Origin of the sequence: Neisseria sp. P0006.S004 (genome assembly GCF_051963015.1) — a bacterium.
Classification (GTDB): Bacteria; Pseudomonadota; Gammaproteobacteria; order Burkholderiales; family Neisseriaceae; genus Neisseria.
On the sequence record NZ_JBQCUS010000001.1, the window covers coordinates 499,832 to 525,920 of the forward strand.

The window sequence follows — 26,089 nt, forward strand, 5'->3', positions numbered from 1 at the left end:
GCATTTGATATAAAAGAAACAAAGAGGCCGTCTGAAAATATGTTTTCAGACGGCCTTTGATATAGATGGATCAGCTTATTAGTCGATTTTGCGGAGAATTTCGCGTAGGGCTTTTTGCCAGTCGGACGGTTTGATACCGAATTCGGTCTCTAGGCGTGAGCAATCCATGATGCTGTATGCCGGACGCGGAGCGGGCAGGGGGTATTGATCAGTGGTAATTGCGTTCAGTTCCGGAATGCGGAAGCTGTCGTCTAATTGGTGGGCCGTCTGAAAGATGGCTTTGGTAAATTCGTACCATGTTGCCGATTTATTGCCACAGTAATGGAAGATGCCGCGTGGGGAGGTAGGCTGTTGCAGTAAACTGATGATGGCGTGAGCCAAGTCGCCTGCATAAGTCGGACAGCCGGTTTGGTCGTGAACAATGGAGAGGGAATCGCGTTCTTTGGCAAGGCGCAGCATGGTTTTGACGAAATTGCTGCCGTATTCGCTAAACAGCCATGAAGTACGGACGATTGTACTTTCAGGATGTGCGGCTAAAGCCAAAAGCTCGCCTGCTACTTTGGATTGACCGTAAGTGCTGCGCGGATTGGTGTAGTCGGTTTCGCGGTAAGGGCGTTTGCCTTCGCCGTCGAATACATAATCAGTGGAAATATGAATAAAGCGAGCGTGTGCGGCGCGGGCAGCTGCGGCCAGGTTGTGAACAGCGCTTGCATTGACGGCAAAAGCGGCTTCAGCGTTTTCTTCTGCTTTATCGACGGCAGTGTAAGCTGCGGCATTAACGATGGCATCTGGTTGGAAATTTTTGATCATGTGATGCACGGCTTCGGTATCGGTAATGTCCAGCGAAGTAGAGTCGGTAGCAATCAGTTCCCAATCTTCGGGCAGGCGGTCGCGCAGACAACGGGCAAGCTGGCCTTTGGCTCCGGTCAATAAAGTACGCATGGTTGAGTATCTCCTCTAATAGCTGTTAAATAGGTGTTCGTGTCATTATAGTGTAAATACGACAAATTCACATTATTGGCGTAGAACAAAATGCAGAGGCGGCTGTATTTGGGTAAATTGTCGATATTATCTATTCAGAATAATAACCACTTATTGGTATTATGTTTGTTTACTATAACTAGAGTTAAAATTCAGCTTTTAACAAGATAGATAAAGGATCTATGCTGTTTGAGAGAGTGTGAATCAATGTTAATGTTTTTATTGTTACTAGGATAATGGAATTTAAAAACAGGCGAAACTCTGTCCTTTTATCGGCAAATTCTACCGTTTGATATTTTTGAGTAAATATTTTGCAAAATATTACTAAAATAATAATTGGGCAAGGGCGGATTTGCTCGTTCCGTCAACCCAATATTTTATTAACTTTTGGGAGTAATTATTATGGCATACTGTTACGGGGGGTATTACACTAGACCCCTGGTTAGTTCTTACTGCGCTCCTGCGCCTAAGGCTTCCTACTCTTCTTACTACTGCGCTCCTGCAGCAAAATCTTCTGTTTCTATCGGCAGCATCGCTAGCATTGCCAGCGTCGGCGTGTCAGTAGTTAACGCGGTAACCGGTTTGGTTTCTGCTATTGCGGCTTTCTGCCCACCGGCAAAAACGCCTAACTACAAATGTGTTCCGGTTTGCCCACCTTACAACTGCGATCCAATCAAACCGATCCCATGTCCAAAACCACAACCTAAACCTCAGCCTAAGCCTCAACCAAAACCTGAGCCTAAACCTGAGCCACAGCCAGAACCGCAACCAGAACCAAAACCACAACCAAAACCTGAGCCTAAGCCAGAACCGAAACCTGAGCCTAAACCAGAACCAAAACCTGAGCCTAAGCCAGAGCCAAAACCTGAGCCTAAACCAGAACCGAAACCTGAGCCAGACTGCAAAGACTGTGTTGACGACCATAACCAAAACAACTCATACGGTCACGAAGACAAAAACCCAGGTAATGTCATCCGAGCTGAAGACTGCAAAGACGGCAACGTTATCCGTGGTACCGATGCTAAAGATACCATTTATGGTACTGCTTGCGAAGACATCATCTACGGTGGCAACGGCACAGACGTAATCTACGCCGGTGCTGGTAACGACACCATTTACGGTGATGCCGACGGTGACTCTCTGTACGGTGAAGAAGGTAAAGACTACCTGCAAGGTGGTGCCGGTAACGACTACCTGAACGGTGGTTCCGGTGCTGACATCATGCGCGGTGGCGACGGTAACGACGTTTACTTCGTTGACAATGCCAACGACCAAGTTATCGAGTACGGCAATGCACATGCCGGTATCGATACTGTTCGTACCGTTATCGACTACACCCTGACCGATCACGTTGAAAACCTGATTTTGCAAGGTATGCAAAACCTGAACGGTACCGGTAACTCTTTGAACAACAACATCGAAGGTAACGGCGGCAACAACCATCTGTACGGTTTGGCCGGCGACGACTGTCTGGTTGGTAAAGACGGTAACGACTACCTCGACGGCGGTGTCGGCAACGACATCCTGATCGGCGGTACCGGTAACGACACTTACTTCTTCGACAAAGGTTACGGTCACGACACTATCCGTGAAGAAAGTGGTAATGACACCCTGTTGTTCGGTAAAGGCGTTGCAGCTTCCGACGTATTGCTGAGCAAATCTGGTGCTAACCTGACTGTTTCTGTCGGTACTAACGACAGCATCACCATCGACGACTGGTTCACCGGTAACGATCACAAAGTTGAAAACTTCAAGTTTGCTGACGGTAGCACTTACCAAGTAACCGGCCACGGCGACTACTACTCTCTGTCTGCTGTGAACCAAATCCAAGATCAGACTCAGGCTCCTGCCATCTGATAGGATGATGGTTTTTAGGGTTTGTCCCTAAAATCAAAGTCTAAGGCCGTCTGAAACCGAGCTATAAGGTTTCAGACGGCCTTTATTTTGTAAACAATCTGACGAAAGATGCCAAATTGGGCTAAAATACCAAATTCTTCTGTTTACCAAAGAGATACCCGAAATGTCTGAAATCAGCTTGAAAAAAATCTACTCCGGCAAAGTCCGCGATTTGTACGAAATTGACGATAAACGTATGTTGATGGTTGCTTCCGACCGTCTGTCTGCATTCGATGTGATTTTAGATGATCCGATTCCGGGTAAAGGAGAGATTCTGACGCAGATTTCCAATTTTTGGTTTAAAAAACTGGCTCATATCATGCCTAACCATTTTACCGGTCAGACAGTTTACGATGTTTTGCCTGAAAATGAAGCTAAAGCTTTGGAGAAACGCGCCGTCGTGGCTAAAAAGCTCACTCCGGTGAAAGTGGAGGCTATTGTGCGCGGTTATCTGGCAGGTAGCGGTTGGAAAGATTATCAAAAGACAGGCTCTGTTTGCGGTATTCAACTGCCTGAAGGTATGCAGGAAGCGCAGCAGTTGCCTGAAGTGATTTTTACGCCATCGACCAAAGCCGCAGTTGGCGATCATGATGAAAACATCAGCTTTGAAGAATGCGAACGCATTATCGGAAAAGAATTGGCTGCGGAAGTGCGCGCTAAGGCGATTCAGCTTTACACGGAAGCGGCCGAATATGCCAAATCTCGCGGTATTATTATTTGCGACACTAAATTTGAATTTGGTTTGGATGAGGAAGGTACGCTGACTTTGATGGACGAAGTGTTGACGCCTGACTCCAGTCGTTTTTGGCCTGCCGACCAATACAAAGTCGGCACCAATCCACCGTCTTTTGACAAACAATTTGTCCGCGACTGGCTGGAGCAAAGCGGTTGGAATAAAAAAGCGCCTGCGCCTAAAGTGCCTGCCGATGTGATTCAAAAAACAGTCGAAAAATATCAGGAAGCATTGACTTTGCTGACTCAGGGTTAATTTTTAAGTTTGAAGGCCGTCTGAAAGAGATATGTTTCAGACGGCCTTTTTATTGTATAAATACTGGATTTTAAGGATAGTTGCCTTTATAATCGAGAGTTGTTTTCAGCGACTGAAAGGCCGTCTGAAAGCTTATTTATAACCTGCCGCACGGTCTGAAACCCTAACTATGCACATTCGGATTTTAGTGTGCATTATTAGTGTTTTAGCAGTGCGGTATTTTGAAAGGAACAATGATGTTCAATAAACACGTTAAGACCTTCCAATACGGTAATCAAACCGTTACTTTGGAAACCGGCGAAATCGCTCGCCAAGCCGCTGCAGCCGTTAAAGTATCTATGGGCGACACTGTTGTTTTGGTTGCCGTTACTACCAACAAAGAAGTGAAAGAAGGCCAAGACTTCTTCCCTCTGACTGTCGATTACCTCGAGCGTACTTACGCAGCAGGTAAAATCCCCGGCGGTTTCTTCAAACGCGAAGGCAAACAAAGCGAAAAAGAAATCCTGACCAGCCGTTTGATCGACCGTCCGATTCGTCCTTTGTTCCCTGAAGGTTTCTATCATGACATCCAAATCGTAGCGATGGTGGTGTCTGTTGACCCTGAAATTGATTCTGACATTCCTGCCATGCTCGGCGCGTCTGCCGCGCTGGTGTTGAGCGGTGTACCGTTTGCCGGTCCGATTGGCGCGGCACGCGTGGGTTATGTAAACGGCGTGTACGTTTTGAACCCGACTAAAGCCGAATTGGCTAAATCACAATTGGACTTGGTTGTTGCCGGTACTTCTAAAGCCGTGTTGATGGTGGAATCCGAAGCCGACATCTTGTCTGAAGAAGTGATGCTGGGTGCGGTTGTTTACGGTCACGATCAAATGCAAGTGGCCATTAATGCCATCAATGAGTTTGCCGACGAAGTTAATCCGGAAGTTTGGGATTGGAAAGCACCTGAAACCAATGAAGAATTGGTTGCCAAAGTACGCGAAATTGCCGGCGAAACCATTAAAGAAGCGTTTAAAATCCGTCAAAAACAAGCGCGTTCTGCCAAATTGGACGAAGCTTGGAATGCCGTGAAAGAAGCGTTGATTACCGAAGAAACCGACACTTTGGCAGCCAACGAAATCAAAGGCATTTTCAAACACTTGGAAGCCGATGTTGTCCGCAGCCAAATTTTGGACGGCCAACCACGTATCGACGGTCGCGACACCCGCACTGTTCGTCCGCTGAACATTCAGACCGGCGTATTGCCGCGTACGCACGGTTCTGCATTGTTTACCCGTGGTGAAACCCAAGCTTTGGCGGTTGCAACTTTGGGTACTTCACGCGACGAACAAATCATTGATGCGCTGTCCGGCGAATATACTGATCGCTTCATGCTGCACTACAACTTCCCTCCATACTCTACCGGCGAAGTGGGTCGCGTAGGCGCGCCAAAGCGTCGTGAAATCGGTCACGGCCGCTTGGCTAAACGTGCGTTGTTGGCCGTATTGCCAGAACCTGAAGATTTCAGCTACACCATGCGCGTGGTTTCTGAAATTACCGAATCCAACGGCTCTTCCTCTATGGCTTCCGTCTGCGGCGGCTGCTTGAGCCTGTTGTCTGCCGGTGTGCCTTTGAAAGCACACGTTGCCGGTATCGCCATGGGTCTGATTTTGGACAACAACAAATTTGCCGTCCTGACCGACATCTTGGGCGACGAAGACCACTTGGGCGATATGGACTTTAAAGTAGCTGGTACAACCGAAGGTGTGACCGCGCTGCAAATGGACATCAAAATCCAAGGTATTACCAAAGAAATCATGCAAATTGCTTTGGCTCAAGCCAAAGAAGCACGTTTGCACATCTTGGATCAGATGAAAGCCGCCGTTGCAGGCCCACAAGAGCTGTCTGCACACGCGCCACGCTTGTTCACCATGAAAATCAACCAAGACAAAATCCGTGATGTGATTGGTAAAGGCGGCGAAACCATTCGTTCGATTACTGCTGAAACCGGTACTGAAATCAACATCGCTGAAGATGGTACCATCACTATCGCTGCGACTACTCAAGAAGCAGGCGATGCAGCGAAAAAACGTATCGAAGAAATCACTGCCGAAGTGGAAGTGGGCAAAGTGTACGAAGGTACTGTGGTTAAAATCCTCGACAACAACGTTGGCGCGATTGTCAGCGTGATGCCGGGCAAAGACGGTTTGGTACACATCAGCCAAATCGCCCACGAGCGCGTACGCAATGTCAGCGACTATCTGCAAGTAGGTCAGGTTGTGAATGTGAAAGCATTGGAAGTAGACGATCGTGGTCGCGTACGCCTGTCTATCAAAGCTTTGCTGGAAGCTCCTGCTCGCGAAGAGAAAGCAGCCGAATAATCTGATTATTCAAACTTGAAACAAAAGGCCGTCTGAAAATTTCAGACGGCCTTTTGTTTATTTGAATGATGAATTTAAAAATGAGTTTGCCTTTACTTTGATAAAAGGGATTACTACAATGTTTGTAATTTAATAAATATATTCATTTCTCAAGGAGTATGCAATGAATGCTACACAATTAATCAGCCGGCTGACGCAAACCGTCGGTGAAAAATACATCATCACAGACCCGGCAAAAACCGAACAATACCGTCAAGGCTACCGTTTTGGCGAAGGCAAGGCGCTGGCAGTTGTCCGTCCGGGTACGGTTTTGGAAATGTGGCAAATCTTGCAGGCGTGTGTTGAGGCTGATGTTATCGTGATTACGCAGGCCGCCAATACCGGCCTGACCGGCGGCTCGACTCCTGACGGCAATGATTACGACCGCGATATCGTGATTGTAAATACCATGCGTCTGAACATCATTCAGCCAATTAATAATAACGAACAAGTTGTCTGCCTGCCCGGTTCTACCCTGAATCAATTGGAACTGCTGCTGAAACCTTTAGGCCGTGAGCCGCACTCAGTGATCGGTTCGTCCTGTATCGGCGCATCTGTATTGGGTGGCGTATGTAATAACTCGGGTGGCGCACTGGTGCAGCGTGGCCCGGCTTATACGGAAATGGCGCTGTTTGCACAAATCAACGAAGAAGGCAAGCTGGAGCTGGTCAACCATTTGGGTATTGATTTGGGTGAAACCCCTGAAGAAATTTTGACCAACTTGCAAGGTTTCCATTATCAGCGAAAAGACATTACGCAAGATGCCGGCAAAGGGCATGACCATGCGTACTGCGATCATGTTCGCCAAGTGAATGAACCGACTGCCGCACGTTTTAATGCCGACCCTGCGCGTCACTATGAAGCATCAGGCTGCGCGGGCAAGCTGATGGTGTTTGCCGTGCGTCTGGATACTTTCCCGCAAGAAAAACAGACTGCCGTGTTCTATATCGGCACCAATGATATTAATGAGCTGACCGATATTCGTCGTGCTGCTTTGAGTGAGTTTAAAAACCTGCCTATTTCCGGTGAGTATATCCATCGTCATGCTTTTGATATTGCTGCCGTTTATGGTAAAGATACGTTTTATATCATTAAGACGTTCGGTACCCACCAACTTCCGAAACTGTTTGATCTGAAAGCCCGTGTGGATAGATTCAGCAAAAAGATAAGTTTCTTACCAAAACACTTCTCTGATAAATTCATGCAACTGATCAGTAAAATTTTGCCTGATCACTTGCCGAAATCTATGCGCAACTATCGGGATAAATATGAACATCACCTAATTTTAAAAATGGGTGGCGAGGGCGTAGAAGAAGCGCGTGCTTTCTTGAAGGAATATTTTGCAACCCATGGCGGCGCATTCTTCGAATGTAATGCCGAAGAAACGCAGGCGGCCATGCTGCATCGCTTTGCTGTGGCTTCTGCCGCGATCCGTTATCGTTCTGTACATGATGATGAAGTAGAGGATTTGGTTGCACTCGATATCGCCTTGCGCCGTGATGATCGTGATTGGTTTGAAACACTGCCGCCTGAAATCGACAATAAAATCATCCATAAATTGTATTACGGACATTTTATGTGTCATGTGTTCCATCAGGACTACATCATTAAAAAAGGCAACGACTGTATGGCTTTGGAACATGAAATGCTCCATCTGCTTGACCAACGCGGTGCGCAATATCCTGCCGAGCATAATGTCGGTCATCTGTATGAAGCCAAGCCCGAGCTGAAACAGTTCTATAAAAAACTTGACCCGACCAACAGCTTCAACCCCGGTATCGGTAAAACCAGTAAGAAGAAAAACTGGGCTGAATAAAGCATAGTTAAACAAAAGCCGTCTGAATTTTTCAGACGGCCTTTTTATATGCTTGCTTATCAGAACAGGTTGCTGATGAAAATCAGCAGGATGACCAACGGCACGAGGTATTTCACATAGGCAAACCAGATATTGACTGTGGTATGGTTGCCTTTGTAGAGTAATTCGTCCTTCGCTTCATCTTTCATCACGAAGCCGACAAACAAGGCAGAGCCAAGCGCGGTCAGCATAAACAGGATGTTGCCGCTGATATAGTCAAAGGCATCGAAAATGTTTTTACCAAATACGGAAATATCTTTCCAAGGGCCGTAGCTCAAGATGGACGGGATATTGCCGAAGATAAAAATACCTGCTAGTACGATGGTAATCGCGGCTGCGCGGCGGATTTTGGTTTTCTCCTGAATGGTCGTAATCAACACTTCATAAATGGTCAGAGAAGTAGTCAGCGCGGCAATCAGAAGCAGTGAGAAGAAAATCACTGCAAACACTGGGCCTGCCCACATATTGGAAAACACGATCGGCAGGCTTTGGAACACCAGCGTCGGGCCGGAGTTAGGGGCAACGCCAAAGCTGAAGAGGGATGGGAAAATCATAAAGCCGGCCAATACGGCAATCAAAGTATTGGTAATCGCGGTAATCACGGCCGTCTGAACCAAATTTTCGTTTTTATCTAGATAGCTGGACAAGGTAATCATCACGCCGAAACCCAAGCTTAAGGCGAAGAATACTTGACCTAAAACGAAGACGAACAGTTCAGCCGTAATTTTGCTGAAATCAGGCTTCAGATAGAAAGTAATCCCTTCCATTGCGCCCGGCAGGGTAACGTTGCGCACGACCATGGCAATCAGGAACAAAAACAGCAAAGGCATCAGGTATTTTGCCGCTTTTTCAATGCCGCCGATGACGCCTTTGACCAAAATCCATTGGTTTACGACCACAAACAAGAAAGTGTAGAACGCAATTTCCCAGGGGCTGTTTTCAATGTGTTCGGTAAAGAAGCTTTTGGTAACTTCACCGGAAACCGGGCTGGAAATGTCCAAATTACCGCCAATGATATTGATGATGTAGCTGATAACCCAGCCGCCGAGCACCATGTAATAGGCCATGATGCCGAATGCGCCGAGCAGGCCCATCCAGCCGACCAATTTCCAAACTTTGGCAACGGGTTTGCCATTCATTGTGCCGCCAAACGCATCCAGCGCGTTCACGCCTTTACGGCGGCCGATGACGTTTTCCACCAAAATCATCGGAATACCGATGACCAGCATGGCGATACAGAACAGAAACACATATGCACCGCCGCCGTTTTCACCGACCAAATACGGGAAACGCCAAGTTGCACCAAAGCCGACAGTCGCGCCGGCAACGGTAAGGATGTAAGTCAAACGGTTGGACCAGGTTTGACGGGGTTGATTGGAAGACATAAATACTCAGATGCATAAAAATAAAGACAACATTTTACCGTAAAGATTTAACGAATCTTGACTAAAGTCTGAAAAGAAAATTAGTTAAAAAAACCATGTAATGAAGAATTTTTAGTGGGTTTCTCTGGTTTGCTTGGTATTGAAACCTGCAAACAGAGAATTTGTCTGAAGCGATACGAATGATTGAAAGAGCCCTAACGATAAAGGCCGTCTGAAAGGTGGGATATGGGAAAGGGTTGTTGTGAGGAGATTGGATAGCACTAAGGTGTGCTTTCAAATATGTCGGCAACAAAGATGGTATTTCTCTGAGGTTGTCTAATAACATCCTGTAACCTTAGCTTGGATAGTCGCCGATGGTTTTTCTTTCTATAAAACGATTTGTCTGAAATTGGAACGGTACAGATTGATGCGGAAGAGACGAGAAAGAGAAAAGGAGGAATGGCAAGGTAATGAGTGGGAGATGAGGTTGAGTAATGATGGCTTCTTTAGATGAGAAAGGCCGTCTGAAAGTACATTCGTTTGGTTACCAAATTTTAGATAAAAAAAACCATCTATACTAAGGGGAAAGTATAGATGGCCAAACACATTACGGGGAAAACGTCTTACTCACTTACTCACTTCTTTCGAAGCAAGTGTTACTCAGACAGGCGAATTATACAATAGTTCAGTCTTTACAGTGTTAAATTCTGTTAAATAAAAATAATAAGGTTTAGATGTTTGATTTTAAATATATAAAAAATCTATATTGTTTAAAAATTTATCGAAAAAATTTGGAATTTTTTTAGATTTGGATAAATTTCCATTCTCCTGCGGCCAAATCATCGACATTCCAGTCGCCGAATTTCTCACGATGGAGCTGCTCGACACGGTTGCCTGCGGCTGCAATCATGCGTTTGACCTGATGGTATTTACCCTCGGTAATGGTCATTATCAATGTGGTTGGGTCGGCCAATACTGCTTCGGCCGCGGCGACGGTTTCATTATCGTCATGTAGGAGGACGCCGTTTTTCAGCGTAGTGCAAAGGGTATCGTCGGCAGGATGTTTCAAAGTGACGCGGTAGAGCTTCGGAACTTTGTGTTTGGGCGAGGTAACGCGGTGGTTAAACTGCCCGTCGTTGGTAATCAGAATAATACCGGTTGTGTCTGCATCCAAGCGGCCGACTGCCTGCATATCGATATTGCGCATGTGGTCGGGAAAAAGGCTGAAGATGCTTGGGTATTGCTGAGGTTTGTGCGAAGTTTCGTAATCTGCAGGCTTATGAAGCAGAATGTAGAAATAGGGCATGGGTACGGCGGCAATTTCTTCGCCGTCAACAGACAGGGCGTGCACTTGAGACGGGTCGATATCGTCTTTGGCACAATTATGGATTTCGCCGTTGATGGCAATGCAGTCATTGTCTATCAGCCATTGGCATTGCTTGCGGCTGCCGAGGCCTTGTGATTGGATGTATTTGAGCAGTTGCATGGTTAAAAAGTAGGAAATGTTCAGACGGCCTTTATTGTACTGGAAAACCGGTGTTTAGGCCGTCTGAAAAGTAGGGGCAAAAAAAATCGCCCCTTTAAAATTTTAAGGGGCGCAAAAGGAACACAAACCACTACCAAAAACTGTTACAGGGCAAATTCTCCTATTTGATGTGTTGCCGGATAAAGTGCTTTCATCAGGTCATGCGGTGAAAGCGAGAAATCTTTGCTGTTTGTCGTCAGACGGCCTTGCTGAGGCGTCAGCTCAAGCAATCGGACGTTTGCAGACTGGATAAACTTGTTTTTCGTGCGCTGCATTTTTCTTTGCAGGGCGGAAACAACGCGGTTGTACAGACTGTCTTTTTGTTTGACTTCGCGTGTGCCAGCAACCCAGCTCAAGCGTGTATTGCCGTCTTCATCTTCAATCAGCAGGATGCCAGTTTCTGATTGGGGCGATTTACCCATGCAAGGGAGCCAAACATAATATCGGCCATCTAAAGTAATGAATACTGCGTCATGTACTTCGCATTCGTCGCAACACTTGGTGGCGATTAAAGAGCGGATGGCTTGTTGGTGCAGTCTCAGAATGTCAAGGGAGACTTGCTTAAAAATACTTTCGGGCATTTTCTTCTCCTTTCATTCTGTTGTGCGGTTGTTTTGTCTCGATGGGTTGTATTATACGGCGATTTTTTAAATTTGCAAATGATAATTGTTCCTATTATTTAATTTATAAGTAAAATATTGATTATTAAAGAAATTAAATTTAAAAAATTTTTTAGAAATTAGGTTTCTACTCAAAAATGTCGTAATAGATGGCTATTAAATAAAAAAGAATAAAGGCCGTCTGAAAAAATCCAGTCGTAAAAAGGCATTTAAAAAGCAGCTAAAGTTTTGCTGACTATACATTTCAGACGGCCTTCAGTATGATTCAAGGCGTTTTGATAATTGCAGAAACCACCAACCATGAGCCAACGTCAGATTATCCTCGATACAGAGACCACGGGTCTTTATCCTGAAAACGGCGACCGTCTGGTCGAATTTGCCGGCTTGGAAATGATCAACCGCCAAATGACCGACTCCAACCTTCATTTATATGTCCACCCGGAACGCGATATGCCGGAGGAAGCGGCGAAGGTGCATGGTTTGACGATTGAAGTATTGGAAGCGAAGAATGCGCCGCCGTTTGCCCAAGTGGGCGAACAGATTGCCGACTTTATACGTGGCGCAGAGCTGATTATCCATAATGCCAAGTTTGACGTCGGCTTCCTGAATATGGAATTCCGCCGCATGGGTTTGCCTTCTATCGAGAAACTGGGTTGCAAAGTCACCGACACGCTGGCTATGGCGCGTGAAATGTTTCCGGGGCAAAAGGCGAGTTTGGATGCGTTGTGTAACCGCTTTTCCGTTGACCGCAGCAAACGGGTCTTGCACGGCGCGCTAATCGACTGCGAACTTTTGGGTGAAGTCTATCTTGCCATGACGCGTCAGCAGTTCGACCTGATGGGCGGCGAGGCGGAAGAAGAGGGCGAAGTCAAACAAACCGTTATTGCGGAAACCAAACATACGTCGCAGTTGAAAGTCATCAAAGCCAATGCGGACGAGTTGGCGACACATGAAAAATATTTGGACGATTTGGGCGAAGCGTGTGTATGGCGCAAGGCCGAAACGCCTGATGAGGTCAATGCCGGAGCGTCAGCATGATGCGCCGCAATATCGCTTTGATTCCTGCTGCCGGTATCGGTGCGCGATTTGGTGCAGGAAAACCTAAACAATATGTTGAAATCAATGGTAAAACCGTATTGCAACATACCATAGAAATTTTTGAGCAACACCCCCGCATAGATTTAATTGCTGTTATTCTTTCGCCGGAAGATTTGGTTTTTCAGACGGCCCTGTCTGAGAAAGTACGCGTCTTTCGAGTGGGCGGAGCAAGTCGTGCCGAAACGGTACGCAATGGCGTGTCCGTTTTATTGGAGCAAGGTTTGGTCGAGGCGCAAGATAACATTTTGGTTCATGATGCCGCGCGCTGTTGCCTGCCTGCTGAAGCGTTAACACGTTTGCTTGATGAGGCGAGTGAGAATGATGAAGGCGGTATTTTGGCCATACCGGTGGCTGATACGCTCAAGCGCTCAGACGGCAGTCATCATATTGATGAAACCGTTGCGCGCGCAGGATTATGGCAGGCGCAAACGCCGCAGCTTTTTCAGACGGCCTTGTTACACCGTGCTTTATCGGTTGATGATTTAAGTGAAATTACGGATGAAGCATCAGCAGTTGAAAAACTGGGTATCCGGCCGCGCTTGGTGCAGGGCGATACGCGCAATTTGAAATTGACACTGCCGCAAGACGAATACATTGTCAGATTGTTGCTCAAGGCCGTCTGAACAATCAAAACCCATTATTTAAGGAAACAAACATGAATATCCGTGTCGGACAGGGCTACGATGTCCATCAGTTGGTCGAAGGTCGAGATTTGATACTCGGCGGCGTCAACATTCCGTTTGAAAAAGGATTGCTGGGTCATTCAGATGCCGATGCGCTTTTGCATGCGATTACCGATGCCCTGTTGGGTGCGGCCGGTTTGGGCGATATCGGCAGCCATTTTCCTGATACCGCTGCCGAATTCAAAGATGCCGACAGCCGTGTGCTATTGCGCGAGGCTTATCAAAGCGTGCAGGAGTTGGGTTGGAAGGTGGTTAATGTCGATACGACCGTGATTGCGCAAAAGCCAAAACTTGCGCCACATATTCCGGCAATGCGCGCCAATATTGCCGCAGATTTGGGTTTACCTGAAAACTGCGTGAACATCAAAGGTAAAACCAACGAAAAACTTGGCTATCTGGGGCGTATGGAAGCCATTGAAGCGCAAGCGGCAGTATTGCTGATTAAAGCCTGAGAGCTTAAAATTACTTTATTATTCAAACTGAAAGACTGACAACATGGCAACTCAAGACGAACTCAAACGTATTGCCGCCGAAAAAGCGGTGGAATTTGTTCCTGAAAACGAATACATCGGTATCGGTACCGGCTCTACCATCAACTTCTTTATCGAAGCTTTGGGTAAAAGCGGTAAGAAAATTAAGGGTGCCGTGTCTACTTCTAAAAAATCCAGCGAGCTTTTGGCAAAATACGAGATTCCAGAAGTTTCACTGAATGAAGTGATGGGTTTGGCGGTTTATGTTGACGGCGCAGATGAAGTCAACCACGCGCTGCAAATGATTAAAGGCGGCGGCGGTGCGCATTTGAACGAAAAAATCGTGGCCAGCGCATCTGATAAATTTGTCTGTATCGCCGATGAAAGTAAATATGTTTCCCGTTTGGGTAAATTCCCATTGCCGGTAGAAGTGGTTGAAAATGCCCGTTCGCTAGTGTCGCGCAAACTGCTTGCCATGGGCGGACAGCCTGAGTTGCGTGTCGGTTATACCACTTTCTATGGCAATCAAATCGTCGATGTTCACGGCCTCAATATCGACCAAGCCCTGAAAATGGAAGACGAAATCAACAAAATCACCGGCGTACTCGAAAACGGTATTTTTGCTCGCGATGCCGCCGATGTGTTGGTTTTGGGTACGGCAGAAGGAGCAAAAGTCATCCTGCCTTGTCAGGATTAATGGAGATTAATCAATCTTAAAGGCCGTCTGAAAGTGCATCAGGTCTTTCAGACGGCCTTCAATTTGGCAAAATATGCAAATCAGTAAAATTATAAAATGGTTGCCCGTTGTTTTATCTGTTTTGGGCGCACTTGGTTATAGCTCACGCGATACCGAGTTGATTCGTACAGGGGTAAGTGTTGCCGCAACATTGGCACAAGGCGACAATATCGGTTTGGAAAAGGTCAATGAATGGCTGGGAGAAAATGTCGTCAAAGCCACATCTGACACCAAAGCCGAAGCTAAACCCAAACCGGAACAGAAACAAAAGTCATCGAGGCAATCCTACACATACAACGGAAAAATCATCAAAATCCATGATGGCGATACCATGCACATTATCGATAGCGACGGCAGGAAACACAAAATCCGCATGGCCTATATCGATGCCCCAGAAATCAATCAGGCCTATGGTACGCAATCACGAGACAATCTGATTGATGCAGCATTGAATAAAAAAGCCAAAGTGCGCGTATTTGAAGCCGACCGCTACCAGCGCGAAGTTGCCCAAGTATCAGTCGGCACGATTGACTTGAATTTGATGCAGATACGGGATGGTGCCGCATGGCATTATGAAAGTTATGCCAAAAAACAACAAAGTAAAACCGCTTACACTGACTATTCGGCCGCACAAAAACAAGCCAAGGAAAAACGTAAAGGTTTATGGAAAAGAGACAATCCGCAAGCACCTTGGCAATTTCGCCGTCAAAACCACGAGCAGCAGAACGACAATAAAAAGCAGTCTGATAAACAATGGTTTGGGATTTGGTAGGTTTTAAGAAAGAGGCCGTCTGAAAACTTTCAGACGGCCTTTAATCATTAAGGTTTAGTAATAAGATAAGAATGAGTGGCAGGTTTCTGATTAGAGGGTAATAGAAATAAAAGTGTGGTGTAATATTTTTAAGAAGGCAGATATGAAAAAAGACACCGTTAGCTGGTGTCTTTAGTATCTGGCAGAGAGGAAGGGATTCGAACCCTCGATACGCTATTCACGTATACACGCTTTCCAGGCGTGCGACTTAAACCACTCATCCACCTCTCTGTGGACTATTATCCTGACTTCTTATTTCAGAATAATGTGAAAACTTAACTGATTGATTTATCAGTGGTGCCCAGGAGAAGACTCGAACTTCCACACCCGTGAGGATACTAGCACCTGAAGCTAGCGCGTCTACCAATTCCGCCACCTGGGCAATTTAAATTTTCTTAAGCAAAGAAGCACCAAATTATTTGGTGCCCAGGAGAAGACTCGAACTTCCACGCCCGTGAGGACACTAGCACCTGAAGCTAGCGCGTCTACCAATTCCGCCACCTGGGCTTTGCTTTATTCTTCAATTTAAGGTAGAGTTGACTACTCTGAACTGCGAAGAAGCAGCTATTATATATTTTAAAAAAAGAATGTCAACTATCAAAATGAACAAAAATACTAAATCTTTAAATTTGCGAGAAAAAGACCCGTATTTGGAGCGGGAGAAACAACGTTACGCTCATCCGTTGCCCAGCCGCGAATGGGTCATTGAATTATTGGAACAAAAAGGTGTGCCGACCAAAATCGAAGCGTTGGCACATGAATTGTCGATTGCAGAAGATGAATATGAATTCTTCGAGCGCCGTCTGAAAGCAATGGCGCGTGATGGTCAGGTGTTGATCAACCGACGTGGTGCGGTGTGCGCGGCAGAAAAATTGGCATTGGTTAAATGCCGTGTCGAAGCGCATAAAGACGGCTTTGGTTTTGCCGTGCCGCTAACCCCGACGGGCGAAGGCGATTTCGTTTTGTATGAGCGTCAGATGCGCGGCGTAATGCACGGGGATATTGTTACCGTTCGTCCTGCCGGTATCGACCGCAGAGGCCGTCGTGAAGGTACGGTTTTAGATGTGGTGGAGCGTGCGCAGTCTAAAGTGGTCGGCCGTTTTTATATGGATCGCGGCGTGGCTATTTTGGAGGCAGAAGACAAGCGTTTGAGCCAAAGTATCGTGCTGGAACCTGAAAGCGTGGCGCACTTTAAACCGCAATCCGGTCAGGTGATTGTGGCTGAAATTGAGACGTATCCTGAAGCGCATCGTCCTGCTGTGGCTAAGCTGATTGAAGTATTAGGCGATTATGCCGACAGCGGTATGGAAATCGAAATTGCTGTACGCAAGCACCATTTGCCTCATCAATTCAGCGAAGCATGTGTCAAAGCTGCGAAGAAAATTCCTGATCATGTGCGTAAAACCGACTTGAAAGGGCGCGTGGACTTACGCGATTTGCCTTTGGTAACCATTGACGGTGAAACTGCACGGGACTTTGACGATGCGGTTTTTGCTGAAAAAGTCGGTCGCAATTACCATTTGGTGGTGGCGATTGCCGATGTCAGCCATTATGTCCGTCCTGATGACGGAATTGATGTAGATGCTCAGGAACGCAGTACCAGCGTGTATTTTCCACGCCGCGTGATTCCGATGCTGCCGGAGAAGTTGTCCAACGGCATCTGCTCGCTCAATCCTGATGTTGAACGCCTGTGTATGGTGTGCGATATGGTGATTACCTATGCCGGCAATATCAAGGAATACCGTTTCTATCCGGCAGTAATGCGTTCTCATGCGCGACTGACTTACAATCAAGTTTGGGATTGGATTTCAGACGGCCGGGATCATCCGTTTAAACCGCAAATTGATACTCTGTATAAGTTATTTAAAATCTTGCAGAAAAAACGTTTTGAGCGTGGCGCGGTTGAGTTTGAGAGCGTTGAGACTCAGATGGTTTTTGACGACAACGGTAAAATCGACAAGATTGTTCCCGTTTTCCGCAATGATGCGCATAAGCTAATTGAAGAATGTATGTTGGCGGCGAATGTTTGCGCGGCAGAATTTTTGCTGAAAAACAAACATACGGCTTTATTCCGCAATCACTTGGGCCCGACTCCTGAAAAACTGGCTACTTTACGCGAGCAGCTTGGTTTGCTGGGGCTGAGTCTGGGTGGCGGTGATAATCCGACGCCGAAAGACTATGCTGCGCTTGCTGAGCAATTTAAAAACCGTCCGGACGCGGAATTGTTGCAAGTGATGATGCTGCGTTCTATGCAGCAGGCGGTTTATGAGCCGCATTGCGACGGTCACTTTGGTCTGGCTTATAGCGCATATGCACACTTTACTTCGCCTATCCGCCGTTATCCGGATTTGACGGTCCATCGTGCCATTAAGGCTGTATTGAACGGACAAACTTACCAGCCCAATAAAACCTGGCAGGCTTTGGGCGTGTATACTTCTTTCTGCGAGCGCCGAGCCGATGATGCCAGCCGCGATGTGGAAAACTGGCTGAAAACTTATTATATGCGCGACAAAGTCGGCGAAGTCTTCAGCGGCAAGATTTCGGGCATGACCAGCTTCGGTATTTTTGTAACCTTGGATGATATTCATATCGACGGCTTGGTACATATCAGCGATTTGGGAGAGGATTATTTCAACTTCCGTCCTGAAATTATGGCGATTGAGGGCGAACGCAGCGGTGTCCGTTTCAATATGGGCGATACGGTCACTGTAAAAGTTGCGCGTGCCGATTTGGATACCAGCAAGATTGATTTGACCTTAATCAGCGGTGGTTCAGTCGGTAAGAAACGTGGCGCTAGAAAAGCAAAACCTGTGAGTAAGCCGACAGCTGCTGACAAACCTGTCGAAAAGCGTAAGCGTAAACTTTCGGCTAAAGAAATTGATGAAGCGTTGGCTACTCCCGTGAAGGCAAAGAAGAGCAAGGTGAAAAGTAAACCTGCCTCCAAGCCTGCTAAGTCAAGCAAACCTAAAGCCGCAAGCAAGAAAAAAGCGCAAACGAAAACAGTTTCTGTCAAAGCTGGGCATAAAAATAATGCTCAAGGTAAAAGCGTGAAGATTAAAGTGAAGAAAGCTGCTAAGAAATAAGTAGCATTCAATTCAGGCCGTCTGAAAAGTTTCAGACGGCCTGAATTCGTGATTTTATGAATAAAACTAAGGATAAATAAGATGATAAAACTATACGGTATTCCCAATTGCGATACGGTTAAAAAAGCGCGTAACTGGTTGGCGGAAAATGGCATCGAGTTTGAATTTGTAGATTTTAAGAAAAACGCCCCGACTGCTGATTTGATTGATGGCTGGCTGAATCAGGCGGCTTTGGAAATTTTGCTCAATAAAAGAGGCACGACTTGGCGCAAGCTGGATAAAGATGCACAGGAATCTGCCGCCACAAAAGAAGGTGCGATTGCTTTGATGGTGGAGAATCCCAGCATCATCAAGCGGCCTGTGTTGGTCAAAGAAGGGCAGGTTCATGTCGGATTTTCAGTAGAAGCGTATCAGGAAATTTTTGGATAAGGCATTTTTAGGTTTTTAGGCCGTCTGAAAAAGCAAGCCTTGAAAAAATACGTTACAATACGCGCTTTGAGCCTGTTTTCAGGATTTTAAGATTTTTGCGGCAGCATTTTGCGGCTGCCGCGCCAAACTTTTCTTTCGGATAAATATGTTCCATATTGTTGAAAAATATAAAACACCCGCCCAGATTGTTTTAGGTATCATCGGTCTGACCTTTATCGGATTCGGTGCCAATAATTTGTCTTCGCCGGGTTCTGATTACATTGTCAAAGTCGGGGATGAGAAAGTCAGCGAACACGCTTTACAGATTGCGATACAAAACGAGCAGGCTGCCGGCAATAATGCGCCTTCGCGTGATGCGGTATTCCAATCGTTATTGCAACGTGCTTATCTGAAGCAGGGTGCCAAGCTGATGGGCATCGCTGTGTCTCAGGAACAAATCAAGCAAGTTATTGTGGATGATCCGAATTTCCATGATGCTTCCGGTAAATTCAGCCAGGATTTGCTCAAGAAATATTTGGATCAACGCAGGATGACCGAGGATCAGTTCGTTGAAGATATCCGCGAACAGTTCCAGTTGCAAAATCTGTTGAATTTGGTGCAAAACGGCGCTTTGGTCAGCGATGCGCAAGCGCGTCAATTGATTAACCTGACTCAAGCAACGCGTACCATCCGTTCATTTACGTTCAGCCCTGAAGCATTTGCGGCACAAGTCAAAGTAGATGATGCGGCTTTGCAAAAATATTATGAAGCGCATAAGAAAGATTACTTGATTCCTCAAGCCGTTAAGCTGGAATATGTGGCTTTGAGCATCAAAGATTTGGCTGACAAGCAAACCGTCAGTGCGGAAGAAGTCCAAAAAGCTTACGACAGCAAAAGCGTAGATTTGTCGCCAAGAGCCGAAATTGCGCATATTTTTATTCCGGTCATGCCTAACGGAGATGAAGCAAGCAATGCGGAAATTAAAGCCGAAGTGGACAAAATGGCTGCGGAGCTTAAAGCACATCCGGATTCGTTTGCCGAGCTGGCGGCCAAGTATTCCAAAGACTTGTCCAGCAGCAATAAAGGCGGCAACTTGGGCTATCTGAGCAAAAGCGGCGGCAGCGGCTTCGGGCCGGAATTTGATAAAGCGGCATTTGCATTGGGCAAAGGCGAAGTCAGCGATACCGTTAAATCGTCTTTGGGTTATCACGTCATTAAAGTTTTGAATGTCGAAGCTGAGCCGACTTTGGAACAAGCCAAAGCGCGTATCGAAGCAGCCTTGAAACTGAAAAAAGCGGCTTCTGCCTTTAATGCCGCTAAAGAAAAACTGGGTGAAGATACCTTCAATGATCCGTCTTCTCTGGCAAAAGCAGCCGCCAATTCAGGTTTGAAAGTAGAAAGCCTGGATGAATGGGTGACCAAAGCGGGTGCGAAGGAAGCCGGCTTGCCTGAAGCATTGATTAATGCCGCGTTTAGTGATGATGTACTGAAGAAAAAACACAATTCTGAAGTGATCGCCATCAACAACGATACTGTTTGGGTCATTCGTGCGAAAGAAGTGCGCGAAGAGAAAATCGCACCATTTGCGGAAGTCAAAGACAATGTCCGTGCAGCATATCAGCGCTCTGAAGCCGCCAAACTGGCAGAGAAAAAAGCCCAGGAAACTTTGGCCGCATTGAAAGCCGGTAAAGCTGCCGATGTTCAATGGTCACCTGTTTCTCAATTGAGCGCGCAAGATGCACGTAAAACCATGTCTCCGGAGGCTTATGCGGCTTTGCTGAAAGCGCGTCCTGTCGGCGGCAAACCTGCGTATACATTGTTGGAAGGTATGCCTGCGCCGGTAATTATGGAAGTTCAGAGTGTTTCTGCTCCTGAAAATGCCGATTCACAGATTCCGGCTGCTAAACAGGCTTTGGTTCAGCAGCTTTCTGCCAATGTTTTCGATGCCTTGCTCCAGTATTTGGGTAAGAAAATCGATCGTACGCAAGGTGCACAACAAGTTAATAATGCTGCCGAATAAGCAGAATATTAGAGTAGGGCAGCCGGATGAATTCCGGCTGTTTTCTTATTTTTAGCTATCTTTTAAAAGGCCGTCTGAAATCATGAGTAAAAATCCTGATGCCTTTGTCCGCTTGATTAATGCATTAAAAATTCTGCCCAATGTCGGCCCGAAATCCGCACAACGTATGGCTTACCAGCTTTTACAGTACAAACGCGAAGAGGCTCAGGAATTAGTGGACGCTTTGCAATTTGCTTTGAGGCAGGTGCAGCATTGTCGGCTATGTAACACATTTTGCGAAGGCGATTTGTGTGAAATTTGCGCAGACGAAAAACGTGATAAAAGCCGTTTGATGATTGTGCATATGCCGGCGGATGTCTCCAGCATGGAGGCGGCCAATTGCCATGATGGCCTGTATTTTGTTTTGATGGGGCAAGTCAGCCCGGCGCAGGGGATGGATATTTCGGCAGTGGCATTAGATAAGCTGGTTGCCCGTTTGCAGGCGAGTGATATTGAGGAAATCATCATTGCCACCAACTTCACAGCAGAAGGCGATGCAACAGCGTATGTATTGGCGGAATTGTTTAAAAATCTTCCTTATAAAGTCAGCCGATTGGCAAGGGGAATTCCTTTGGGCGGCGAGATGGAATATGTGGATGCCGGTACTTTGGCACAGGCTGTTTACGATAGAAGAAATATCCAATCTTAAATGCCAATATAAAAAGGCCGTCTGAATGTTTTTCAGACGGCCTTTTCATTGATGAAATCAGATTATTTGCAGCTCACGCCTTGAATTTGAGGCGTATCGCCGTTGCCGACTTTGAATGCGCATTTGGTTGCGCTGCTGCCGGATACGGTAACAACACCGTTTCCGCTGTTGAGGCTGACAGGTTCTTTTACGCCCATGCCGACAGCAGTGGCTGCCAGTTTTTGAACATCGGCGTCGGAGTAAGCGGTATTGTTTGAACTGATTTTGATTTCTTTGGCGGCATATGCATTGAAGCTGAATGACAAACCTACAGCTACGGATACGAGGGCCAAGAATTTTTTGCTGTTCATTAGTGTATTTCCTTTTTGATGGTGACAAAGTGTGTCACAGCTTCAGAATAAGGGCGATTGGCCGATTGTGCAAGTTTTTCGGCGGAATTTACGGGAAGATACATGGTTTTACATACACTTTATCCCTGAATGCTACATCAGTCGGGCAATCGGACGACCTGTCGGTTTTACGGTACAATAAGCCTTTTTTGACAAACGAATGAGGCATTTTTGAATGGCTTCTTTAGAAACTTGGATAGGCCTGCGCTATTTGCGTGCGAAAAAACGCAATGGCTTTATGTCATTTATTACCATGATTTCAATCGCCGGTATCGCCTTGGGCGTAACGGCACTGATTGTGGTGCTATCAGTGATGAACGGATTTCAGAAAGAGATACGCGGCCAATTGTTGAACGTCGCACCTCATGCGGAAATCGGCTATTACGATGTCGGCAGTGCGCCGGGTTGGCAGAATTTGCGCGAATTTGTAAAAGGCAAAAAGGAAGTATTGGCCAGCGCGCCTTATGTTTCCGATCAGGCTTTGCTTGCTAATGCCGGGGAAGTGCGCGGTGTACAAATACGCGGTATTTTGCCGTCTGAAGAAAAAAATGTCGTTGATTACGGCAAGGATATGCCGGCCGGCAGTTTCGACGATTTGAAGCCGGGCGAATTTGATATTATTTTGGGTCAAGGGCTTGCTGAGGCATTGGGCACGGAGATTGGCGGCAAGGTTACAGTGATTACGCCAGAGGGTAATGTTACTCCTGCCGGCGTAGTGCCACGCTTGAAGCAGTTTAATGTAGTCGGTGTGGTAAAAACAGGTGTTTATGAGGTTGATAATACCTTGGCCATGACGCATATCAAGGATGCGCAAGTCTTGTATCGACTGGGTGAAAATGTCGGTGGGCTGCGTTTGCGGTTGGCTGATCCTCAGAATGCACCATCTTTCATAGCTAAGTTGATTCCTGATGCTAAAAAAGATGAGGTGTGGGTGCGCGACTGGACGTTTAACAACCGCAGCTATTTTGAAGCTGTTGAGTTGGAAAAACGCATGATGTTTATCATTTTGACATTGATTATCGCGGTTGCTGCGTTTAACCTCGTCTCTTCTTTGGTAATGGCGGTAACGGAAAAACAAGCCGATATTGCGATTTTGCGCACTTTGGGTTTGTCCCCGGGCGGCGTCATGAAGATTTTCTTGGTACAGGGCGCTTTTGCGGGGTTCTTTGGTACGCTTGTTGGTGTCGTATGCGGTGTATTGCTGGGTTGGAATGTCGGCAAGATTGTCACGTTTTTTGAAGACCTGTTTGGCGTGCATTTGATTAACTCACAGGTTTATTTCATCGATTACCTGCCTAGCGATGTGAATTTAAAGGACGTCGCCGTTATTGCCTGCATTTCGCTTGGTTTGGCATTTATTGCCACACTGTATCCGAGCTGGCGTGCAGCAAAAACCCAACCTGCGGAGGCTTTGCGCTATGAGTAAGATAATTTTGAAATGTATCGGCGTTGGCAAAAGCTATAATGATGGCGCATTGAATGTACAAGTGTTGAATTATTTAGATTTTGAAGTTGCCGAAGCGGAAAGCGTGAGTATTATTGGTTCATCAGGCAGCGGTAAATCCACATTGCTGCACCTTCTTGGTGGCTTGGATATGCCGTCTGAAGGCAAGGTAATACTGATGGATCAGGATTTGGGCGGTTTGAGCCAAAAACAGTTGGGCGAATTGCGCAACCGTTATTTGGGCTTTGTGTATCAATTCCACCATCTATTGCCTGAGTTTTCTGCTTTGGAAAATGTCATGATGCCGCTTTTAATCGGCAAAATGCCCAAGGCGATGGCTGAGGAGAAGGCTGTCAAGATGCTGGAAAAGGTTGGCTTGGATAAGCGTATGCTGCACCGTCCGAGCGAACTTTCCGGCGGCGAGCGTCAGCGTGCGGCGATTGCCCGTGCTTTGGTCAATGAGCCGAAATGCCTGTTGGCGGATGAGCCGACGGGGAACCTTGACCGTAAAAATGCGCAAAATGTGCTGGACATGATGCTGGATTTGAAACGTGAATTGAACACCAGCCTGATTGTGGTGACCCATGATGACGAGCTGGCTGAGCGTTTCGACCGGGTAATGACCATGAAAGACGGCAGCCTGCAAGTGCTGCAATAAGGTTATTATTTCAGGCAAATATTTTATGCTTTGAACGGTATAATAGAGTCCGTCTGAAAAATAGGTTTTCATTTATGGAAACACTGTTTTTCAGACGGCCTTTCTTTTTCCGTATCAATCAAGCTTGAGCCATGAATCCGACCGACTCCATCCTTTCCTCTGCCGCAGATGCGGCCATAGCTTTTTTCCGCCGCCACGAAGTACAGGGCGCATCCGTTATTGAGCCTTATGTGGTTCGACTGTTTGCAGCCTTGCAAAACGGGCATTCGTTTATTTACTTGGATAAAGCGGATGTCGATGCCTTAAGCAACTTGCCGAATTTGGTCGGCAATGCGGATAAACCGCTTATCCTGCAAGGCCGGAAATTGTTTTTAGGGCGGATGTGGCAGTTGGAGCATGATTTGGCTGTTGAAATCAAACGGCTGGCAAGTGCCGAGGCGGAAGAAGTGAATTTCATGGCGGCTTCAAAAAGCCTGAGCGACTGGTTTGATACTAAAGACAGCAAAGAGCAAAGGGGTGCTGCGGCTTTGGCCTTGCTGCAAAACTTTATGCTGATTACCGGCGGGCCGGGTACGGGGAAGACGACGACCGTAGCAAAGCTTTTGGGTCTGATTTGCAATAACAGTACGAAGCTGCCCCGTATTGCGTTGGCTGCGCCGACGGGCAAAGCGGCTGCGCATATGGCACGGGCTTTGCAGCGTGCTTTGGACGGTTTTGATTTGTCTCCGAGCGTCAAAGCGCATTTGGAAAACTTGGAAGGGCAGACTGTTCATCGTTTGTTGAAACTGCGTCCGCCGCAAATGCGCCCTGCGTTCAATCATGAATATCCGCTTGCATTGGATGTTTTGGTGGTGGATGAGGCCTCAATGTTGGATTTGCCGCTGGTGTTGGATTTGTTGCGCGCCGTGCCGACCGGCTGTCGTCTGGTGTTGCTTGGCGATGAAAACCAGTTACCGTCGGTTGGCTTGGGTGCCGTATTGGCGGCATTGTCGCGTCCGACGGCTTTGGATAAAGAAACCGCTGAAAAGCTGGAAGTGTACCTGCCCAATCATGGCTTTGAAATTAAAGGGCAGCCACAGGCTTTATCGCAAAACAATGCCAAATTGACATTCAGCCACCGTTTCGGTGCAGACAGCGGTATTGGTTGTTTGGCAAGGGCGGTGGTGTCCGGGGAAAAGCAAACTGCGGTCGAACAGTTTGACAAGTTCCCCAAAGAATTGGAAATGAAAACAGGCCGTCTGAAAGAGCAGGTCGCTTTGCTGTATCAAAAGCAACAGGATTATTGGCAGGCCGTGGCAGAGAATAATGTTGCACTCGCTTATGGTCATGCGGCCGATGTGGTGGTATTGGCAGCTTGGCGGCAGGATGCGGATGATTTGAATCAGGCTTATCAAGAATACTTGCAACGACAAGGCAAGGTTTCGGGCGAAACGCCTTGGTTTGCCGGACAAATCATCATGATTACGCACAATGATTACATGCTGGAAGTGTTTAACGGCGACATCGGGCTGATTATGAAAGATGAAGAATCGTTGAATGGCTTGTCTGCCTATTTTCCTGAGAAAGATGGATTCAAAAAAATTGCCATCAGCCGTTTGCCTGATTTTGAATCGGCTTTTGCCATGACGGTGCATAAGAGCCAAGGTTCGGAATATCGGGAAGTATGGCTGTTGCCCCCGTCAGTGCCTGCAACGACGGAAAGTGAAGAGGAAGCCCGAGGTTTGGATAAGGCTTTGCTTTACACGGCCATTACCCGTGCGCGTGAACGTTTTGTGTTTTGGGGAAATGCGGAGGAATTGTGTCAGGCTGTGGGATGCCATCAAAAACGCAGGACAGCATTGGCCGATGCCTTGAAATGGCAGTTTGAACAGCCTGATGAGCAGGCTTCTGTTTGACCTGAATCAAGAGGCCGTTTGAAAGGGAATAAAGCGTTTAAATCTGCTTGACTGATTACACTAATTTACATACGATAAAAA

21 protein-coding genes and 3 tRNA genes are annotated in these 26,089 nt (G+C 46.7%); 16 read left to right on the forward strand and 8 right to left on the reverse strand.

Features of this window, described 5'->3' with window-relative positions:
• Positions 1–78: 78 nt before the first annotated feature.
• Positions 79–942, reverse strand: a complete 864-nt coding sequence (rfbD, locus tag ACTHR2_RS02405) for a dTDP-4-dehydrorhamnose reductase (RefSeq protein ID WP_263335921.1) — start codon at positions 940–942, stop codon at positions 79–81.
• Positions 943–1,383: 441 nt separating this feature from the next.
• Between rfbD and ACTHR2_RS02410 the strand changes: the two genes are divergently transcribed.
• The 4 genes from ACTHR2_RS02410 to dld all read left to right on the forward strand — a co-directional run bounded on the left by ACTHR2_RS02410 (position 1,384) and on the right by dld (position 8,077).
• Positions 1,384–2,838, forward strand: a complete 1,455-nt coding sequence (locus ACTHR2_RS02410; RefSeq protein ID WP_371444204.1) for a calcium-binding protein — start codon at positions 1,384–1,386, stop codon at positions 2,836–2,838.
• A 163-nt stretch (positions 2,839–3,001) separates the two neighbouring features.
• Positions 3,002–3,865 carry a phosphoribosylaminoimidazolesuccinocarboxamide synthase gene (locus ACTHR2_RS02415; RefSeq protein ID WP_440375308.1) on the forward strand — a complete coding sequence of 288 codons (864 nt, stop codon included), beginning with the start codon at positions 3,002–3,004 and terminating at the stop codon, positions 3,863–3,865.
• A gap of 233 nt (positions 3,866–4,098) precedes the next feature.
• Complete coding sequence (gene pnp, locus ACTHR2_RS02420; protein WP_107697060.1) at positions 4,099–6,222, forward strand: polyribonucleotide nucleotidyltransferase; 2,124 nt, start codon at positions 4,099–4,101, stop codon at positions 6,220–6,222.
• Positions 6,223–6,385: 163 nt separating this feature from the next.
• Positions 6,386–8,077, forward strand: coding sequence for a D-lactate dehydrogenase (dld, locus tag ACTHR2_RS02425; RefSeq protein WP_070748781.1), 1,692 nt, complete (start codon positions 6,386–6,388; stop codon positions 8,075–8,077).
• 59 nt (positions 8,078–8,136) lie between these two features.
• Here the strand turns inward: dld and ACTHR2_RS02430 are convergent, their stop codons facing one another.
• From ACTHR2_RS02430 to ACTHR2_RS02440, 3 genes are all read right to left on the reverse strand, one after another.
• A complete protein-coding gene (locus ACTHR2_RS02430) occupies positions 8,137–9,501 on the reverse strand; it encodes a sodium-dependent transporter (protein WP_107811006.1) in 1,365 nt (454 codons plus the stop codon).
• 781 nt (positions 9,502–10,282) lie between these two features.
• Positions 10,283–10,966, reverse strand: a complete 684-nt coding sequence (locus ACTHR2_RS02435) for a 16S rRNA pseudouridine(516) synthase (RefSeq protein ID WP_440375309.1) — start codon at positions 10,964–10,966, stop codon at positions 10,283–10,285.
• A 143-nt stretch (positions 10,967–11,109) separates the two neighbouring features.
• Positions 11,110–11,586 (reverse strand): pyridoxamine 5'-phosphate oxidase family protein, encoded by a 477-nt coding sequence (locus ACTHR2_RS02440; protein ID WP_263335939.1) that lies wholly within the window; start codon positions 11,584–11,586, stop codon positions 11,110–11,112.
• Positions 11,587–11,925: 339 nt separating this feature from the next.
• Here ACTHR2_RS02440 and dnaQ point away from each other — a divergent pair, with 339 nt between their 5' ends.
• The 5 genes from dnaQ (at position 11,926) to ACTHR2_RS02465 (ending at position 15,384) form a co-directional block, all read left to right on the forward strand.
• Entirely contained in the window at positions 11,926–12,663 is a 738-nt protein-coding gene (dnaQ, locus tag ACTHR2_RS02445; protein WP_440375341.1) for a DNA polymerase III subunit epsilon, read from the forward strand.
• Complete coding sequence (gene ispD, locus ACTHR2_RS02450; RefSeq protein WP_070608280.1) at positions 12,660–13,346, forward strand: 2-C-methyl-D-erythritol 4-phosphate cytidylyltransferase; 687 nt, start codon at positions 12,660–12,662, stop codon at positions 13,344–13,346. Before dnaQ ends, ispD begins: the two co-directional genes overlap by 4 nt.
• 32 nt (positions 13,347–13,378) lie before the next feature.
• Positions 13,379–13,858, forward strand: coding sequence for a 2-C-methyl-D-erythritol 2,4-cyclodiphosphate synthase (gene ispF / locus ACTHR2_RS02455; RefSeq protein WP_070608281.1), 480 nt, complete (start codon positions 13,379–13,381; stop codon positions 13,856–13,858).
• Between the two features lie 43 nt (positions 13,859–13,901).
• Complete coding sequence (rpiA, locus tag ACTHR2_RS02460; protein ID WP_003679072.1) at positions 13,902–14,573, forward strand: ribose-5-phosphate isomerase RpiA; 672 nt, start codon at positions 13,902–13,904, stop codon at positions 14,571–14,573.
• Between the two features lie 73 nt (positions 14,574–14,646).
• Positions 14,647–15,384 (forward strand): thermonuclease family protein, encoded by a 738-nt coding sequence (locus tag ACTHR2_RS02465; RefSeq protein WP_128582768.1) that lies wholly within the window; start codon positions 14,647–14,649, stop codon positions 15,382–15,384.
• Between the two features lie 179 nt (positions 15,385–15,563).
• Here the strand turns inward: ACTHR2_RS02465 and ACTHR2_RS02470 are convergent.
• From ACTHR2_RS02470 to ACTHR2_RS02480, 3 genes are all read right to left on the reverse strand, one after another.
• A tRNA-Ser gene (locus tag ACTHR2_RS02470) sits at positions 15,564–15,654 on the reverse strand.
• Positions 15,655–15,718: 64 nt separating this feature from the next.
• Positions 15,719–15,805: transfer RNA gene (locus ACTHR2_RS02475), tRNA-Leu, on the reverse strand.
• A gap of 38 nt (positions 15,806–15,843) precedes the next feature.
• A tRNA-Leu gene (locus ACTHR2_RS02480) sits at positions 15,844–15,930 on the reverse strand.
• A gap of 95 nt (positions 15,931–16,025) precedes the next feature.
• On the opposite strand from ACTHR2_RS02480, the gene rnr reads away from it, so the two are divergent.
• From rnr to recR, 4 genes are all read left to right on the forward strand, one after another.
• Positions 16,026–18,506: a ribonuclease R gene (gene rnr, locus ACTHR2_RS02485; RefSeq protein WP_440375310.1), complete on the forward strand. Its 2,481-nt coding sequence runs from the start codon at positions 16,026–16,028 to the stop codon at positions 18,504–18,506.
• Positions 18,507–18,587: 81 nt separating this feature from the next.
• On the forward strand, positions 18,588–18,935 hold the full coding sequence (locus ACTHR2_RS02490; RefSeq protein ID WP_128582770.1) for an ArsC family reductase: 348 nt from the start codon (positions 18,588–18,590) through the stop codon (positions 18,933–18,935).
• 145 nt (positions 18,936–19,080) lie between these two features.
• The gene (locus tag ACTHR2_RS02495; RefSeq protein ID WP_263335963.1) at positions 19,081–20,934 is read left to right on the forward strand and encodes a SurA N-terminal domain-containing protein; all 1,854 of its coding nucleotides are present in this window, start codon (positions 19,081–19,083) and stop codon (positions 20,932–20,934) included.
• A gap of 82 nt (positions 20,935–21,016) precedes the next feature.
• A complete protein-coding gene (gene recR, locus ACTHR2_RS02500; RefSeq protein ID WP_263335966.1) occupies positions 21,017–21,622 on the forward strand; it encodes a recombination mediator RecR in 606 nt (201 codons plus the stop codon).
• A 62-nt stretch (positions 21,623–21,684) separates the two neighbouring features.
• Here the strand turns inward: recR and ACTHR2_RS02505 are convergent, their stop codons facing one another.
• Positions 21,685–21,972: a hypothetical protein gene (locus ACTHR2_RS02505; protein ID WP_003683377.1), complete on the reverse strand. Its 288-nt coding sequence runs from the start codon at positions 21,970–21,972 to the stop codon at positions 21,685–21,687.
• Between the two features lie 214 nt (positions 21,973–22,186).
• Here ACTHR2_RS02505 and ACTHR2_RS02510 point away from each other — a divergent pair, with 214 nt between their 5' ends.
• From ACTHR2_RS02510 to recD, 3 genes are all read left to right on the forward strand, one after another.
• Entirely contained in the window at positions 22,187–23,437 is a 1,251-nt protein-coding gene (locus tag ACTHR2_RS02510) for a lipoprotein-releasing ABC transporter permease subunit (RefSeq protein ID WP_263335975.1), read from the forward strand.
• On the forward strand, positions 23,430–24,113 hold the full coding sequence (gene lolD, locus ACTHR2_RS02515; RefSeq protein WP_440375311.1) for a lipoprotein-releasing ABC transporter ATP-binding protein LolD: 684 nt from the start codon (positions 23,430–23,432) through the stop codon (positions 24,111–24,113). Before ACTHR2_RS02510 ends, lolD begins: the two co-directional genes overlap by 8 nt.
• Before the next feature lie 131 nt (positions 24,114–24,244).
• Entirely contained in the window at positions 24,245–26,008 is a 1,764-nt protein-coding gene (gene recD, locus ACTHR2_RS02520) for an exodeoxyribonuclease V subunit alpha (RefSeq protein ID WP_440375312.1), read from the forward strand.
• Positions 26,009–26,089 lie beyond the last annotated feature (81 nt).

Excerpts from the sequence above, each read along its gene's own strand:
- rfbD (WP_263335921.1), bottom strand. The coding sequence starts at position 942 with ATGCGTACTTTATTGACCGGAGCCAAAGGCCAGCTTGCCCGTTGTCTG.
- ACTHR2_RS02410 (WP_371444204.1), top strand. The coding sequence starts at position 1,384 with ATGGCATACTGTTACGGGGGGTATTACACTAGACCCCTGGTTAGTTCT.
- ACTHR2_RS02415 (WP_440375308.1), top strand. The coding sequence starts at position 3,002 with ATGTCTGAAATCAGCTTGAAAAAAATCTACTCCGGCAAAGTCCGCGAT.
- pnp (WP_107697060.1), top strand. The coding sequence starts at position 4,099 with ATGATGTTCAATAAACACGTTAAGACCTTCCAATACGGTAATCAAACC.
- dld (WP_070748781.1), top strand. The coding sequence starts at position 6,386 with ATGAATGCTACACAATTAATCAGCCGGCTGACGCAAACCGTCGGTGAA.
- ACTHR2_RS02430 (WP_107811006.1), bottom strand. The coding sequence starts at position 9,501 with ATGTCTTCCAATCAACCCCGTCAAACCTGGTCCAACCGTTTGACTTAC.
- ACTHR2_RS02435 (WP_440375309.1), bottom strand. The coding sequence starts at position 10,966 with ATGCAACTGCTCAAATACATCCAATCACAAGGCCTCGGCAGCCGCAAG.
- ACTHR2_RS02440 (WP_263335939.1), bottom strand. The coding sequence starts at position 11,586 with ATGCCCGAAAGTATTTTTAAGCAAGTCTCCCTTGACATTCTGAGACTG.
- dnaQ (WP_440375341.1), top strand. The coding sequence starts at position 11,926 with ATGAGCCAACGTCAGATTATCCTCGATACAGAGACCACGGGTCTTTAT.
- ispD (WP_070608280.1), top strand. The coding sequence starts at position 12,660 with ATGATGCGCCGCAATATCGCTTTGATTCCTGCTGCCGGTATCGGTGCG.
- ispF (WP_070608281.1), top strand. The coding sequence starts at position 13,379 with ATGAATATCCGTGTCGGACAGGGCTACGATGTCCATCAGTTGGTCGAA.
- rpiA (WP_003679072.1), top strand. The coding sequence starts at position 13,902 with ATGGCAACTCAAGACGAACTCAAACGTATTGCCGCCGAAAAAGCGGTG.
- ACTHR2_RS02465 (WP_128582768.1), top strand. The coding sequence starts at position 14,647 with ATGCAAATCAGTAAAATTATAAAATGGTTGCCCGTTGTTTTATCTGTT.
- rnr (WP_440375310.1), top strand. The coding sequence starts at position 16,026 with ATGAACAAAAATACTAAATCTTTAAATTTGCGAGAAAAAGACCCGTAT.
- ACTHR2_RS02490 (WP_128582770.1), top strand. The coding sequence starts at position 18,588 with ATGATAAAACTATACGGTATTCCCAATTGCGATACGGTTAAAAAAGCG.
- ACTHR2_RS02495 (WP_263335963.1), top strand. The coding sequence starts at position 19,081 with ATGTTCCATATTGTTGAAAAATATAAAACACCCGCCCAGATTGTTTTA.
- recR (WP_263335966.1), top strand. The coding sequence starts at position 21,017 with ATGAGTAAAAATCCTGATGCCTTTGTCCGCTTGATTAATGCATTAAAA.
- ACTHR2_RS02505 (WP_003683377.1), bottom strand. The coding sequence starts at position 21,972 with ATGAACAGCAAAAAATTCTTGGCCCTCGTATCCGTAGCTGTAGGTTTG.
- ACTHR2_RS02510 (WP_263335975.1), top strand. The coding sequence starts at position 22,187 with ATGGCTTCTTTAGAAACTTGGATAGGCCTGCGCTATTTGCGTGCGAAA.
- lolD (WP_440375311.1), top strand. The coding sequence starts at position 23,430 with ATGAGTAAGATAATTTTGAAATGTATCGGCGTTGGCAAAAGCTATAAT.
- recD (WP_440375312.1), top strand. The coding sequence starts at position 24,245 with ATGAATCCGACCGACTCCATCCTTTCCTCTGCCGCAGATGCGGCCATA.